This window comes from Enterobacter sp. RHBSTW-00975 (assembly GCF_013615235.1).
Lineage (GTDB): Bacteria > Pseudomonadota > Gammaproteobacteria > Enterobacterales > Enterobacteriaceae > Enterobacter > Enterobacter ludwigii.
In genome coordinates this window covers 2589557-2604155 of sequence record NZ_CP055883.1, presented here as the reverse complement: position 1 = coordinate 2604155, position 14599 = coordinate 2589557, and the positions used below count along the sequence as shown (strand labels likewise).

12 protein-coding genes and 2 tRNA genes are annotated in these 14599 nt (G+C 49.3%); 8 read left to right on the top strand and 6 right to left on the bottom strand.

Annotated features, from left to right (window positions below; translation table 11 throughout):
- The first annotated feature begins 83 nt into the window (after positions 1-83).
- On the top strand, positions 84-527 hold the full coding sequence (locus HV340_RS12530) for an Lrp/AsnC family transcriptional regulator (RefSeq protein ID WP_014170457.1): 444 nt from the start codon (positions 84-86) through the stop codon (positions 525-527).
- 60 nt (positions 528-587) lie between these two features.
- Here HV340_RS12530 and HV340_RS12525 read toward each other — a convergent pair.
- From HV340_RS12525 to HV340_RS12510, 4 genes are all read right to left on the bottom strand, one after another.
- Positions 588-672, bottom strand: a tRNA-Tyr gene (locus HV340_RS12525).
- A gap of 35 nt (positions 673-707) precedes the next feature.
- Positions 708-792 (bottom strand) — tRNA-Tyr (locus HV340_RS12520).
- 157 nt (positions 793-949) lie between these two features.
- Positions 950-1792: a formyltetrahydrofolate deformylase gene (gene purU, locus HV340_RS12515; RefSeq protein WP_014170456.1), complete on the bottom strand. Its 843-nt coding sequence runs from the start codon at positions 1790-1792 to the stop codon at positions 950-952.
- Positions 1793-1840: 48 nt separating this feature from the next.
- On the bottom strand, positions 1841-2299 hold the full coding sequence (locus HV340_RS12510) for a YchJ family protein (protein ID WP_025203926.1): 459 nt from the start codon (positions 2297-2299) through the stop codon (positions 1841-1843).
- A gap of 114 nt (positions 2300-2413) precedes the next feature.
- Here HV340_RS12510 and rssA point away from each other — a divergent pair, with 114 nt between their 5' ends.
- The 3 genes from rssA (at position 2414) to galU (ending at position 5530) form a co-directional block, all read left to right on the top strand.
- Positions 2414-3316, top strand: coding sequence for a patatin-like phospholipase RssA (rssA, locus tag HV340_RS12505; protein ID WP_032669742.1), 903 nt, complete (start codon positions 2414-2416; stop codon positions 3314-3316).
- Between the two features lie 91 nt (positions 3317-3407).
- Positions 3408-4421, top strand: coding sequence for a two-component system response regulator RssB (gene rssB / locus HV340_RS12500; RefSeq protein ID WP_014170453.1), 1014 nt, complete (start codon positions 3408-3410; stop codon positions 4419-4421).
- Positions 4422-4621: 200 nt separating this feature from the next.
- Complete coding sequence (galU, locus tag HV340_RS12495; protein WP_014170452.1) at positions 4622-5530, top strand: UTP--glucose-1-phosphate uridylyltransferase GalU; 909 nt, start codon at positions 4622-4624, stop codon at positions 5528-5530.
- 200 nt (positions 5531-5730) lie between these two features.
- Here galU and hns read toward each other — a convergent pair whose 3' ends face one another.
- Positions 5731-6144 (bottom strand): histone-like nucleoid-structuring protein H-NS, encoded by a 414-nt coding sequence (gene hns, locus HV340_RS12490; RefSeq protein ID WP_008502781.1) that lies wholly within the window; start codon positions 6142-6144, stop codon positions 5731-5733.
- 548 nt (positions 6145-6692) lie between these two features.
- Here hns and tdk point away from each other — a divergent pair.
- A complete protein-coding gene (gene tdk, locus HV340_RS12485) occupies positions 6693-7307 on the top strand; it encodes a thymidine kinase (protein WP_025203928.1) in 615 nt (204 codons plus the stop codon).
- Between the two features lie 65 nt (positions 7308-7372).
- On the opposite strand, the gene adhE is transcribed toward tdk, so the two are convergent.
- Positions 7373-10051 (bottom strand): bifunctional acetaldehyde-CoA/alcohol dehydrogenase, encoded by a 2679-nt coding sequence (adhE, locus tag HV340_RS12480; protein ID WP_025203929.1) that lies wholly within the window; start codon positions 10049-10051, stop codon positions 7373-7375.
- Positions 10052-10530: 479 nt separating this feature from the next.
- Here adhE and HV340_RS12475 point away from each other — a divergent pair, with 479 nt between their 5' ends.
- From HV340_RS12475 to oppB, 3 genes are all read left to right on the top strand, one after another.
- Positions 10531-11178 carry a YchE family NAAT transporter gene (locus HV340_RS12475; protein ID WP_014170449.1) on the top strand — a complete coding sequence of 216 codons (648 nt, stop codon included), beginning with the start codon at positions 10531-10533 and terminating at the stop codon, positions 11176-11178.
- A 772-nt stretch (positions 11179-11950) separates the two neighbouring features.
- Positions 11951-13582 carry an oligopeptide ABC transporter substrate-binding protein OppA gene (oppA, locus tag HV340_RS12470; RefSeq protein WP_020882381.1) on the top strand — a complete coding sequence of 544 codons (1632 nt, stop codon included), beginning with the start codon at positions 11951-11953 and terminating at the stop codon, positions 13580-13582.
- Positions 13583-13665: 83 nt separating this feature from the next.
- Complete coding sequence (gene oppB / locus HV340_RS12465; RefSeq protein ID WP_014170447.1) at positions 13666-14586, top strand: oligopeptide ABC transporter permease OppB; 921 nt, start codon at positions 13666-13668, stop codon at positions 14584-14586.
- Positions 14587-14599: the final 13 nt, after the last annotated feature.

The window sequence follows — 14599 nt, the reverse complement described above, 5'->3', positions numbered from 1 at the left end:
TATTGTCGAATACCGCTGTCGGGAATGACATGGCTGATATAAGGTGAAAGACAGTGATGACTTTTTTAAATTAGGTAAAAACGATGGAAAACCTTCTCGATGACATCGATCGCCAAATCCTGGCCTGTCTGGTTGAGGATGCGCGCATGTCGCTAAAGGTACTCAGCGGACGTATTGGACTGACATCTCCCAGTACAGCTGAGCGTCTGAAAAGACTGGAAGAGCGCGGGGTGATTGAAGGGTATGGCGCGCGCGTCAATCTGACGGCGTTGGGGTATACGTTGCAGGCGCTGGTGCGTGTTCGTCCTTTACCGGGGTTGCTGCAAAAGGTAGATAAGTACATTCAGGCCATGCCGGAATGTATTGAGAGCGATAAAGTCACCGGTGAAGACTGCTTTGTTATCAGGCTGGTCGTGCGGTCGATTGAGCAACTGGATGCGTTGCTTGATGGTCTGGCGGAACATGCTCAGTGTAATACGTCGATCGTAAAAAGTTCACCGGTGAAGCGCCGGTTGCCACCGATGTGATCGTCTGTTGCTATGCATGACACATCGTTGAAATACATCACTGGATTGGCTTTGAGATGATGGTGGTGGGGGAAGGATTCGAACCTTCGAAGTCGATGACGGCAGATTTACAGTCTGCTCCCTTTGGCCGCTCGGGAACCCCACCAGGGGTAATTCAAATTTTGAAGTAATGCTGAGAGATGGTGGTGGGGGAAGGATTCGAACCTTCGAAGTCGATGACGGCAGATTTACAGTCTGCTCCCTTTGGCCGCTCGGGAACCCCACCACGGGGTAATGCTATTTACTGGCCTGCTTCCTGCTGGAAGCGGGGCGCATCATATCAAATGAGACGCCCCTGTAAAGCGTTACCACAATAAAAATAAACTGGTTGCCTGAATTTTACGCGTTAAGCTGTAAAGCTAACCAGTTCATTTTCTTGTCGATTAAAGAATAATCGTTCTGTTACCGTAAACGAACACACGTTGTGCCAGCACCTGATAGAGCGCACGACTGAGTACGTTCTTCTCTACGTCACGCCCGGCGCGCATCATATCTTCTGCGGTATAGGTGTGATCCACGTGAATCACGTCCTGCATAATGATTGGGCCTTCGTCCAGATTGTCATTCACGTAGTGCGCGGTGGCACCGATGATTTTCACACCGCGTTCGTACGCCTGGTGATAAGGACGTGCACCGATAAAGGCTGGCAGGAATGAGTGATGGATGTTGATGATCTTGTTCGGGAAACGCGCCACGAAGGATGGGGTCAGCACACGCATGTATTTCGCCAGTACCACGTAATCCGGGTTATGCGCTTCGATAGCATTGGCCATCAGGTTGTCATGTTCTTCACGGGTATGGCCTTCATGGCTGACCAGCTCAAACGGAATATCAAAACGTTCAACCAGCGTGCGCAGCGTCTCGTGGTTACCGATAACGGCAGCGATTTCAACATCGAGGCCACCGTAGTTTGCTTTCATCAACAGATCGCCAAGACAGTGGGCTTCTTTCGTCACAAGAATAACAACGCGACGACGGCCAGCGGGTGTCAGTTCACGCACGGAGCCTTCAGGCAGCGCGCTGTCGAGATCGGCAAGCAGGGTGGTGTCGTTGAAAATCCCTTCGAGTTCGGTACGCATAAAGAAGCGTCCGGTACGGTGGTCAACGAACTCGTTGTTCTGCACGATATTCAGTTCATGCTTATAACAAATGTTGGTAATTCGTGCGATCAGCCCTTTTTGATCGGGACAGATGGTGCGCAGAACTTTACGTTGTAGTGATTGCATCGCCGGGAAATCCTGTTTGAGTATTTGCGAAGTCTGGGTTGTCAGGCATTACTGCCCGCAACACTTTTTAAATTTTTTACCTGAACCACAAGGGCAGGGATCGTTACGACCAAACTGTGGGCGCGTTCCGTCAATATAATACCATTGCCCGCTTTCCTTTAAGAACCGGGAACGTTCGATAATGGCACCGGGCTTATTGCGTTCGATAAAGCGGGCAACGAAGCTGACATAACCTTCATCAGCATCACTTCCCGTTGACGATTCATAGACGGTAAGGCCGAGCCATTGGGTATTAGCAAATCCGGCTTCAATATCCTGTCTGAAATCGGCAGCGTGGCAGGACGGGTGCCAGGTTTTAATCAGGTAGTCTGCGTCTTTGATCACAAAAGCAGTATACCGTGAACGCATGAGGTGTGACGGGTCTGGTGCAACCTGATCGCCAGACAGATATCGCTGGCAACATAGGCTATACTCCAGAGCGCTACCACAAGGGCAGAGTTGAGACACGATTCTCTTCCTGGAACAAAAAATAAGGGCGTTAAACGCTTCGGGTAGCACCATGTTAACTGAGCAGTTGCGTTGATGCTATGTCAGGAATCCAGGGGACGTAAAACAGGGCTAATGAGAAAGGTTAAAATTGGACTGGCGCTGGGCTCAGGTGCAGCCCGGGGATGGTCGCACATCGGCGTGATAAATGCCTTAAAGCAGATGGGCATTGACGTTGATATTGTTGCAGGGTGTTCAATCGGATCGCTTGTGGGGTCCGCATACGCGTGTGGAAAGCTTCCGGAACTTGAAACCTGGGTACGCTCCTTCAGTTACTGGGACGTATTGCGCCTGATGGATCTCTCGTGGCAGCGCGGTGGGTTGCTGCGCGGTGAACGGGTCTTTAACCAGTTCCGTCAGATTATGCCTCTCGATGACTTCAGTCATTGTCAGTTACCCTTCGGTGCCGTTGCGACGAACCTCAGTACCGGCCGCGAACTCTGGCTTACCGAAGGGGATATCCATCTTGCCGTTCGCGCGTCCTGCAGCATGCCCGGCTTAATGGCCCCTGTTCCACACAACGGTTACTGGCTTGTCGACGGAGGCGTTGTTAACCCGGTCCCCATTTCCCTGACCCGCGCTATGGGTGCCGATATCGTTATTGCTGTGGATTTACAGCACGACGCTCATCTGATGCAACAAGACCTGATGCCAGTCAATCTTCAGAGTGAAGATGCCGAGGGCGAAAAACTGGCCTGGCATGAGCGTCTGCGCGGACGTCTCGGGCGCATGGCCGCCCGGCGTGCGGTAACTGCACCCACGGCGATTGAAATTATGACGACCTCAATCCAGGTCCTGGAGAACCGCCTCAAGCGCAACCGCATGGCTGGCGACCCGCCGGATATTCTGCTTCAGCCGTATTGTCCGCAAATTTCTACCCTTGATTTCCATCGGGCTGAGGCCGCCATCGCAGCGGGCTCGTTAGCCGTCGAAAAGAAAATAGATGAGTTGCTGCCTTTTGTGCGAACAGCACGTTAAGCACCTTTTTTTGACTACTTCAGCAAAATCTGACAGGCGACAGTGCCGATAGCATGCCACTATGTAGTTACTGTCAGCCAGGGGAGGAACCATGACGAAGCCATTGGCCGGAAAACACATTTTGATTGTTGAAGACGAGCCCGTTTTCCGATCGCTACTGGATTCGTGGTTATCATCACTGGGGGCAAACACTTCACTGGCTGACGATGGCATCGACGCGCTGGAAAAAATGGTCAATATCACGCCTGATCTGATGATTTGTGACCTTGAGATGCCACGGATGAATGGACTGAAGCTGGTCGAACATCTGCGCAATGAAGCCAACCAGATGCCGATACTGGTGATTTCCGCCACAGAGAACATGGCGGATATAGCCAAAGCCTTGCGTCTGGGGGTTCAGGATATTCTGCTTAAACCGGTTAAAGATCTTAACCGACTTCGTGAAACCGTCTTAGCCTGTCTTTATCCCAATATGTTTAATTCCCGTGTTGAGGAAGAGGAGCGCCTTTTCCAGGACTGGGACGCCTTAGTGAGTAATCCCCCTGCGGCGGCGAAACTGTTGCAAGAACTTCAACCGCCGGTGCAACAAAATATTTCTCACTGTCGTGTGAATTATCGCCAGTTGGTGGCCGCTGACCAGCCAGGGCTGGTGCTCGATATTGCGCCATTATCGGATTCAGACCTTGCATTTTATTGTCTTGATGTCACCCGGGCAGGGGATAATGGTGTATTAGCCGCGTTATTACTTCGTGCGCTATTTAACGGGTTGCTGCAGGAACAACTCTCCCATCAGGGTCAGCGGCTTCCCGAGTTAGGCAGTTTACTCAAACAGGTAAACCAGCTTTTCCGTCAGGCCAATTTACCCGGACAGTTTCCGCTGTTGGTAGGTTATTACCACAGCGGTTTGAAAAATCTTATCCTCGTTTCCGCGGGGCTTAATGCCTCGCTGAATACCGGGGAACATCATATTCAGGTCAGTAACGGTGTCCCGCTTGGAACATTGGGTACGGCTTATCTTAATCAAATTAGCCATCGCTGTTCCTCCTGGCAGTGCCAAATTTGGGGTGCCGGGGGACGGCTACGCTTAATGTTGTCCACGGAATAAGCAGTTGGATCTTAATTTTAAGATTGCTTTACCTGTGATTTACGGGGAGTGCTACTATCGCTGCCCGGAATCATGCGTATTTGTCCTAATTGATCGGCAACGCGTTCTTTTCAGACCCGGACTGCGGGATGAGGCTGATATACTTAACGCGTTATTTATTGCATAAAAGTTCAAAACTTGAACAGCTCAGGAGAATTTGAATGGCTGCCCTAAATTCGAAAGTCAGAAAGGCCGTCATCCCGGTAGCGGGATTGGGGACCAGGATGTTACCAGCAACTAAGGCGATTCCTAAAGAGATGCTGCCTCTGGTTGATAAGCCATTAATTCAGTATGTCGTTAACGAATGTATCGCGGCCGGCATTACTGAAATTGTGCTGGTTACACATTCATCAAAAAACTCTATCGAAAACCATTTCGATACAAGTTTTGAACTCGAAGCCATGCTGGAAAAACGTGTTAAGCGCCAGCTGCTGGAAGAAGTTCAGTCTATTTGCCCGCCACACGTCACCATTATGCAGGTGCGTCAGGGTCTGGCTAAAGGTCTGGGTCACGCAGTCATGTGTGCGCATCCCGTTGTAGGTGATGAGCCTGTTGCGGTGATCCTGCCTGACGTTATTCTGGACGAATATGAATCAGATCTTTCTCAGGACAATCTGGCTGAGATGATCAAACGCTTCGATGAAACAGGCAGCAGCCAGATCATGGTTGAACCTGTGGATGACGTTACCGCATACGGTGTTGTTGACTGCAAAGGCGTTAACCTTGAACCGGGTGAGAGCGTGCCGATGATTGGCGTGGTTGAGAAGCCTAAAGCCGACGTAGCGCCTTCTAATCTGGCGGTTGTAGGTCGTTATGTCCTGAGTGCTGAAATCTGGCCTCTGCTGGCGAAAACGCCTCCAGGAGCGGGTGATGAAATCCAGCTTACCGATGCCATTGATATGCTGATCGAGAAAGAGACCGTTGAAGCTTACCATATGAAAGGTAAGAGCCATGACTGCGGTAATAAGCTCGGTTATATGCAGGCGTTTGTAGAATATGGCATTCGCCACAATACGCTCGGTGAAGAATTTAAAGCCTGGCTCAAAGAGAGCGCGGGTATTAAGAAATAACTCAGGCTTCATTTGATCTGAACCGGTGAGGCTCTGCCCACCGGTTTTTTTATGCCCATAACACACCGTCATCACGTCCGATTGTAAGGCAAGCTAAATAGCCAAATAACGCTTTATGACAGAGTGTAAGGGGATGTTTGCGGTAAATTGCGGGTAAAAAAAATCCCGCATTACGCGGGATTTTTCTGAAAGCGAGATGATTAATCCTTGATCAGGAAGTCATCCAGCTGTTTACCTTGCTCGTCCATTGCTTTCTTGATAACAGCAGGAGTACGACCCTGGCCGGTCCAGGTTTTAGTTTCGCCGTTCTCGTCAACATAGCTATATTTAGCAGGACGAGCAGCGCGTTTTGCTTTGGTACCGGTTTTAGCTGCAGCCATGCTGTTCAGCAATTCATTTGGATCGATACCATCAGCAATCAGCATTTCACGATATTGCTGCAGTTTACGAGTACGCTCTTCGATTTCAGCAGCAGCAGCGCTTTCTTCTTCGCGACGTTCATTAACTACAACTTCTAATTTTTCCAGCATTTCTTCAAGCGTTTCGAGGGTACATTCTCTTGCCTGCGCACGAAGAGTACGGATGTTGTTCAGAATTTTAAGTGCTTCGCTCATTGTAGTAATCTCAAACTTATAATGGGGGGTGGTTTGTTGTCCTAATAATAGAGCGATAAATTCAGTTGTGCAATAGCTGGGAATGTAAGGAATTCAAAAAATAGTGAATATTGCCGCTATTATTAATTACGCTAACTTAAATTTCATAACCCGCCAGTCCCGCTTGTTATCACGTAAAGTGGCTAACGCAGTCGATTGCATCTTTTTTTTGTGACATTTGCCTCAGGAATTATAGTTGCGGCGGATAAATATCAGCCTTTTGTATTAGTTTACACCGGGTATGTTAAGGCAGAAATAGTTAATAAATAGTGAATTTTAATGAACGATGATTCCACTATAAAATGAAGTGTTATGTTTGGCTGACCCTATAACATATTGGCTGGGGTGGATGCGTTTACTTCATGTTTTAACGGATTATTTTTGCAAAATGCCGGCGGTAAACCTCGCGCTGAACCGCATAGTCTGTGCGTCGTATCGCTGATAACCAGACAAAATATGGTACAATGAATCATCGGTAATATTACACATTGATTAGGGTTTTACGGCCAATGGCACAACTTTATTTCTACTATTCGGCAATGAATGCCGGGAAATCGACAGCGCTACTGCAATCCTCATACAATTACCAGGAACGTGGGATGCGTACCGTTGTTTATACGGCTGAAATTGACGACCGCTTTGGTGCAGGGAAGGTGAGTTCCAGAATAGGCCTCTCATCGCCTGCGAGGCTGTTTAACCCGCAAACTGACCTGCTGGAGGATATCCGCACAGCGCATGCTTCACAGCCCATCCATTGTGTTCTGGTTGATGAAAGCCAGTTTCTGACGCGTGAGCAAGTTCATGCGCTTTCAGAGGTTGTCGATGAGCTTGATATTCCCGTTCTGTGCTATGGGTTGCGCACTGACTTTCGTGGTGAGCTATTTGCCGGCAGCCAGTATTTACTTGCGTGGTCGGATAAACTCGTTGAACTTAAAACCATCTGTTTTTGCGGCCGTAAAGCCAGCATGGTGCTTCGCCTCGACCAGGCTGGAAAACCCTATGCTGATGGCGAGCAGGTGGTGATAGGTGGCAATGAACGCTACGTATCAGTGTGCCGTAAGCATTATAAGGAAGCGTTGATTGTCGGCTCACTGACAGCGCTTCAGCCTGACAATCGCAAATAATCCTTCACAGTAAAATGCAGACATAAAAAAACCCGCCAGAGGCGGGTTTTTTATCAGGCTTTCAGTTACGCGTTTTTCTTCGCTTTCTTGTCAGCTTTAATGACAGGTGCGTCTACTTTCACAGCAACAGTGTCATTTTCTTTGAACTCGCGGCCGTAGAAGGTATCCAGCAGGATCTGTTTCAGCTCAGAGATCAGCGGGTAGCGTGGGTTAGCACCGGTACACTGGTCATCGAATGCATCTTCAGACAGCTTATCAACATGCGCGAGGAAGTCAGCTTCCTGAACGCCCGCTTCACGGATAGATTTAGGAATACCCAGCTCAGCTTTAAGACTTTCCAGCCATGCCAGCAGTTTCTCAATCTTCGCCGCAGTACGGTCGCCCGGTGCGCTCAGACCCAGGTGGTCTGCGATTTCAGCGTAACGACGACGTGCCTGTGGGCGGTCGTACTGGCTGAAAGCAGTCTGCTTGGTTGGGTTGTCGTTCGCGTTATAACGGATAACGTTGCTGATCAACAGGGCGTTCGCCAGACCGTGAGGAATGTGGAACTGTGAACCCAGTTTGTGTGCCATTGAGTGGCAAACACCCAGGAAGGCGTTAGCAAACGCGATACCGGCGATGGTTGCTGCACTGTGAACACGTTCACGGGCAACCGGGTTTTTAGACCCTTCATTATAAGACGCTGGCAGGTTTTCTTTCAGCAGTTTCAGAGCCTGCAGAGCCTGACCGTCAGAGAACTCAGAAGCCAGTACGGAAACGTAAGCTTCCAGGGCGTGAGTCACTGCATCCAGACCACCGAACGCACAGAGTGATTTCGGCATTTCCATGACCAGGTTGGCATCAACGATAGCCATGTCTGGCGTCAGCGCGTAGTCAGCCAGTGGGTATTTCTGACCGGTTGCATCGTCGGTTACAACAGCAAACGGCGTGACTTCTGAACCTGTACCGGAAGTGGTAGTAACGGCGATCATTTTCGCTTTTACGCCCATTTTCGGGAACTTGTAGATACGTTTACGGATGTCCATAAAGCGCAGCGCCAGTTCTTCGAAGTGTGTTTCTGGGTGCTCGTACATAACCCACATGATTTTCGCGGCGTCCATTGGGGAACCACCACCCAGTGCGATGATCACATCGGGTTTGAAGGAGTTCGCCAGTTCAGCACCTTTACGCACTACGGTCAGGGTTGGGTCAGCTTCAACTTCAAAGAACACTTCAGTTTCAACGCCAGCCGCTTTCAGAACAGAAGTGATCTGGTCTGCGTAGCCGTTGTTGAACAGGAAACGGTCAGTCACGATGAGCGCACGTTTGTGGCCATCAGTAATCACTTCATCCAGCGCGATTGGCAGAGAGCCACGGCGGAAGTAGATAGATTTCGGAAGTTTGTGCCACAACATGTTTTCAGCTCGCTTAGCAACGGTTTTCTTGTTGATCAGGTGTTTTGGACCAACGTTTTCAGAGATGGAATTACCACCCCAGGAACCACAACCCAGAGTCAGGGAAGGTGCGAGTTTGAAGTTGTACAGGTCACCGATACCACCCTGAGAAGCCGGGGTGTTAATCAGGATGCGCGCAGTTTTCATCATCTGACCGAAGTGAGCAACGCGCTCTGGCTGGTTATCCTGGTCGGTGTACAGGCAAGAGGTATGACCGATACCCCCCATTGCAACCAGTTTCTCTGCTTTTACTACCGCGTCTTCGAAATCTTTCGCACGGTACATAGCAAGCGTAGGCGAGAGTTTTTCGTGAGCGAACGGTTCGCTTTCGTCGACAACTTTAACTTCGCCGATCAGAATCTTGGTGGTTGCCGGAACGGTAAAGCCGGCGAGTTCAGCGATTTTATAGGCTGGCTGACCAACGATGGCGGCGTTCAGCGCGCCGTTTTTCAGAATGATATCCTGAACGGCTTTCAGCTCTTTGCCCTGCAGCATGTAGCCGCCGTGGCTGGCGAAACGTTCGCGAACTGCATCATAGACGGAGTCTACAACAACAACGGACTGTTCAGACGCACAGATAACACCGTTGTCGAAGGTTTTAGACATTAGTACAGATGCAACAGCACGTTTGATATCGGCCGTTTCGTCGATAACAACAGGCGTGTTACCCGCACCTACACCGATAGCCGGTTTACCGGAGCTGTATGCTGCTTTAACCATGCCAGGACCACCGGTTGCCAGGATCAGGTTAATGTCCGGGTGGTGCATCAGGGCGTTAGACAGTTCAACAGACGGTTGGTCGATCCAGCCGATCAGATCTTTTGGCGCACCCGCAGCGATAGCAGCCTGCAGCACGATATCCGCTGCTTTGTTGGTGGCATCTTTAGCACGTGGGTGAGGGGAGAAGATGATTGCGTTACGGGTCTTCAGACTGATCAGCGATTTGAAGATGGCAGTAGACGTTGGGTTAGTCGTTGGAACGATACCGCAAATAATACCGATAGGTTCAGCAATGGTGATGGTACCGAAGGTATGATCTTCAGCCAGGACGCCGCAAGTCTTCTCATCTTTATAGGCGTTATAGATATACTCTGAAGCAAAGTGGTTTTTGATCACTTTATCTTCAACGATACCCATGCCGGATTCAGCAACGGCCATTTTAGCGAGAGGGATTCGAGCATCTGCAGCAGCCAGAGCGGCCGCGCGGAAGATTTTATCAACCTGTTCTTGGGTGAAATTGGCGTATTCACGCTGGGCTTTTTTCACGCGCTCGACGAGTGCGTTCAGTTCAGCGATATTAGTAACAGCCATAATGCTCTCCTGATAATGTTTAAACTCTTTTAGTAAACCAGCGCTCGATACGTCTGACAGTATAGACAGAGCCACTACGACTTGCGTTAGATAAAGTAAAACAAAGAGTTACTTTATGCTCTGGCGCGCTAACTTACTAAAAGAGCCTTACCTTAACATCATCCCTTTGTGACAGGTGACCTTCCTGGGGGGCGTAATCAAGATTACTCACTTCTGAGTACGAAAATCATGATCTGCGTCAATTTTTCCCCAAGCTGATACCTTTCAGCAGGGTTATTTATTGTAGATATTTCCAGTGTTAAATAATTAAGTAACTATTGGAATCGACGCTATCACGGATTCTACATCTGTTTAACATCCTGAAAGGATAACGTTTAGGCACAGATTTCTGGTGAAGTATGCTCATAAAAAGCGTATCTTCAGCGCGATTTTTCATGACAAAGTGTCAGTCCCGGGCATGTGCATAAGCGGAGCAAAACGTGATCCAAACGCTCTTTGATTTTCCAACGTATTTTAAATTTTTTATTGGTCTGTTTGCCCTGGTCAACCCGGTAGGGATCATCCCTGTCTTCATTAGTATGACCAGTTACCAGACGGCGGCGGCCAGGAACAAAACCAACCTCACCGCTAACCTGTCAGTGGCCATTATCTTGCTCACCTCGCTTTTCCTGGGTGATGCCATTCTCCAGCTGTTCGGCATTTCAATTGATTCTTTCCGCATCGCGGGTGGCATCCTGGTGGTGACCATTGCCATGTCGATGATCAGCGGTAAGCTGGGTGAGGATAAGCAGAACAAACAGGAGAAATCAGAAACCGCCATTCGCGAAAGTATCGGCGTGGTCCCGCTTGCGTTGCCTTTAATGGCAGGGCCTGGGGCAATCAGTTCCACCATTGTCTGGGGGACACGTTACCATAGCCTGATGCACCTGATTGGCTTTTCTGTCGCCATCGCTATCTTCGCACTGTGTTGTTGGGGGGTTTTCCGCATGGCACCCTGGCTGGTGCGCTGGCTGGGGCAAACGGGCATCAACGTCATTACGCGTATCATGGGCCTGTTGTTGATGGCGTTAGGCATCGAATTTATTGTCACCGGTATTAAAAGCATTTTCCCCGGCTTACTGCACTAATATTTCAAATGAAAGAACGGGGCCTGAGGCTCCGTTTTTTTACGTGATTATCAGCAAATCATATAACTAAAGTTGAAATGCTCACATATCATAATAAATTCTACTAATAATCCGCTTTTCTTATATTTCAATAAGTTATCAATTTGCTTCGTGCCTCTCTGCGCATAAAACCTTCAATCGATCTGTTATTTTACTCACATGATACTCTGGGGCTTGCTGAGTCATAACCGAAATGATATTAGTAATTTCAACGTTCCCCTAGAGGAATGTGCTAAATAATAATCAGTTGTTAAATTTTTGTACAAAACCACTCGATGATAGCGCAGCGACGCGTTTGTAGAGAATGTTTTCTCTATCATATTGAATACCAATGTTTTTATGCGGTATTTGATGTCAGGCAGGGCTGCCCCCCGAGATACGGTACTCACCGTAAAAGAGAATTGCTTAACAAATTTGCAAAATGTATTGGCGCGCGTTTACGCCATTTGATACTTTCCGGCCTAATATTTTGCAGCATAAAACAAGCAGATGAGAATTATTTTCATATAGTCCTCTTCTCAGATATCCAGCACAGGCCTCAGACAGGGGAGACCTGTGAAGAATCGACGCAAGACGGCCATACGAGCGGTCAGTAATAAAAAAGTCGGTGATAGCAAGAAGTAAAAAGAAGAACCTGACAGCAGCAAAAAAAACTCCTGCGCTGTACAGGCCCCAACAGGGGATTACACAGCTGGCGAAGGCCAGTAATTATAATGAGTGGAGTACCAACACAATGTCCATCATCACAAAAAAAAATCTGGTAGCGGCGGGGATTTTAACTGCGCTAATCGCGGGCAACGCTGCAATGGCTGCGGACGTTCCTGCAGGCGTTCAACTGGCTGAGAAACAGACGCTGGTTCGTAACAACGGTGCGGAAGTGCAGTCTCTTGATCCGCACAAAATTGAAGGTGTTCCGGAGTCTAACGTCAACCGCGACCTGTTCGAAGGCTTGCTGGTGACCGACGTAGACGGCCACCCGGCACCGGGTGTGGCGGAAAAATGGGAAAATAAAGATTTCAAAGTTTGGACCTTCCATCTGCGTAAAGATGCGAAATGGTCCGACGGTACGCCGGTTACCGCCGAAGATTTCGTGTATAGCTGGCAGCGTCTGGCGAATCCAACCACCGCCTCTCCGTATGCGAGCTACCTGCAATATGGCCACATCGCCAATATTGATGACATCATCGCCGGTAAAAAACCGGTCACCGACCTGGGTGTGAAAGCGATTGATGCCAATACCTTTGAAGTGACGTTGAGCGAGCCTGTTCCGTACTTCTACAAATTACTGGTTCACCCGTCCGTTTCCCCGGTACCCAAATCTGCGGTGGAAAAATTTGGTGAAAAATGGACTCAGCCTGCCAATATCGTGACCAACGGTGCTTATAAACTGAAAGACTGGGTGGTCAACGAACGTATGGTTCTGGAGCGTAACCCGCAGTACTGGGATAACGCGAAAACCGTCATTAATCAGGTAACCTACCTGCCAATCTCTTCTGAAGTTACTGACGTTAACCGTTACCGCAGCGGCGAAATCGACATGACCTATAACAACATGCCGATTGAACTGTTCCAGAAGCTGAAAAAAGAGATCCCGAAAGAAGTGCATGTTGATCCGTATCTCTGCACTTACTACTACGAAATCAACAACCAGAAAGCACCATTCACTGATGTGCGCGTGCGTACAGCGCTCAAGCTGGCACTGGATCGCGATATTATCGTGAACAAAGTGAAAAACCAGGGCGACCTGCCGGCATACAGCTATACCCCTCCTTATACCGACGGTATGAAACTGGTTGAGCCTGAGTGGTTCAAGTGGTCACAGGAAAAACGTAACGAAGAAGCGAAAAAACTGCTGGCTGAAGCCGGTTATACCGCTGACAAGCCGCTGACGTTTAACCTGCTGTACAACACGTCTGACCTGCATAAAAAACTGGCTATCGCCGTCGCGTCTATCTGGAAGAAAAACCTGGGCGTGAACGTGAAGCTGGAAAACCAGGAATGGAAAACCTTCCTGGATACCCGCCATCAGGGGACGTTCGACGTGGCGCGTGCCGGCTGGTGTGCGGACTATAACGAACCAACATCCTTCCTGAACACCATGCTGAGTGACAGTTCGAATAACACCGCGCACTATAAGAGCCCGGCATTCGATAAGATCATTACTGATACGCTGAAAGTCACAGACGATGCGCAGCGCGCTGATCTGTACGCGAAATCAGAAGAGCAGCTCGATAAAGACTCTGCAATTGTACCGGTCTATTACTACGTTAACGCCCGCCTGGTGAAACCGTGGGTAGGGGGTTATACCGGTAAAGACCCGTTGGATAATATTTCCGTTAAGAATCTTTATATTATCAAGCATTAATGGCAATACGTGGGGCAGGCCTGGCTTGCCCCACTGTGTCTACTTTGTAACATTCATCAGGCACACGCCAGAAGGTACGGGCAATGTTGAAATTTATCCTGCGTCGCTGCTTAGAAGCGATACCAACGTTATTTATTCTAATTACGATTTCCTTCTTTATGATGCGTCTCGCGCCAGGAAGTCCATTTACCGGTGAACGTACGCTGCCACCGGAAGTGATGGCCAATATCGAAGCGAAGTATCACTTAAACGATCCTATCTCCACGCAGTACTTCAACTATCTGAAGCAACTGGCGCACGGTGATTTTGGGCCGTCATTCAAATACAAAGACTATTCCGTTAACGACCTGGTGGCGTCCAGCTTCCCTGTCTCGGCGAAACTGGGTGCTGCGGCATTCATCCTTGCCGTCGTTCTCGGCGTCACCGCGGGCGTTATTGCCGCGCTCAAACAAAATACCAAATGGGATTATACCGTAATGGGGGTGGCGATGACCGGGGTGGTTATACCCAGCTTCGTTGTCGCGCCATTACTGGTGATGATATTTGCCATTACGCTGAAATGGCTGCCCGGAGGCGGCTGGAACGGTGGGGCGCTGAAGTTCATGATTTTGCCAATGGTGGCACTTTCCCTGGCCTATATCGCCAGTATCGCGCGTATCACCCGCGGTTCCATGATTGAAGTCCTGCACTCGAACTTCATCCGTACCGCGCGTGCGAAAGGGCTGCCGATGCGCCGGATTATATTCCGCCATGCGCTCAAGCCTGCGCTCCTGCCCGTGCTCTCCTACCTGGGGCCGGCATTCGTTGGGATCATCACCGGCTCAATGGTTATCGAAACCATTTACGGTCTGCCGGGCATTGGTCAACTGTTCGTTAATGGCGCGCTGAACCGCGACTATTCACTGGTACTGAGCCTGACAATCCTTGTCGGCGCACTGACCATTTTGTTTAACGCTATCGTCGATGTGCTGTATGCCGTTATCGACCCGAAAATCCGTTACTGATACTGGAGCACGC

Bases quoted from the DNA above. Each gene is read 5' to 3' on its own strand.
- HV340_RS12530 (WP_014170457.1), top strand. From the start codon at position 84: ATGGAAAACCTTCTCGATGACATCGATCGCCAAATCCTGGCCTGTCTG.
- purU (WP_014170456.1), bottom strand. From the start codon at position 1,792: ATGCAATCACTACAACGTAAAGTTCTGCGCACCATCTGTCCCGATCAA.
- rssA (WP_032669742.1), top strand. From the start codon at position 2,414: ATGAGAAAGGTTAAAATTGGACTGGCGCTGGGCTCAGGTGCAGCCCGG.
- rssB (WP_014170453.1), top strand. From the start codon at position 3,408: ATGACGAAGCCATTGGCCGGAAAACACATTTTGATTGTTGAAGACGAG.
- galU (WP_014170452.1), top strand. From the start codon at position 4,622: ATGGCTGCCCTAAATTCGAAAGTCAGAAAGGCCGTCATCCCGGTAGCG.
- hns (WP_008502781.1), bottom strand. From the start codon at position 6,144: ATGAGCGAAGCACTTAAAATTCTGAACAACATCCGTACTCTTCGTGCG.
- tdk (WP_025203928.1), top strand. From the start codon at position 6,693: ATGGCACAACTTTATTTCTACTATTCGGCAATGAATGCCGGGAAATCG.
- adhE (WP_025203929.1), bottom strand. From the start codon at position 10,051: ATGGCTGTTACTAATATCGCTGAACTGAACGCACTCGTCGAGCGCGTG.
- oppA (WP_020882381.1), top strand. From the start codon at position 11,951: ATGTCCATCATCACAAAAAAAAATCTGGTAGCGGCGGGGATTTTAACT.
- oppB (WP_014170447.1), top strand. From the start codon at position 13,666: ATGTTGAAATTTATCCTGCGTCGCTGCTTAGAAGCGATACCAACGTTA.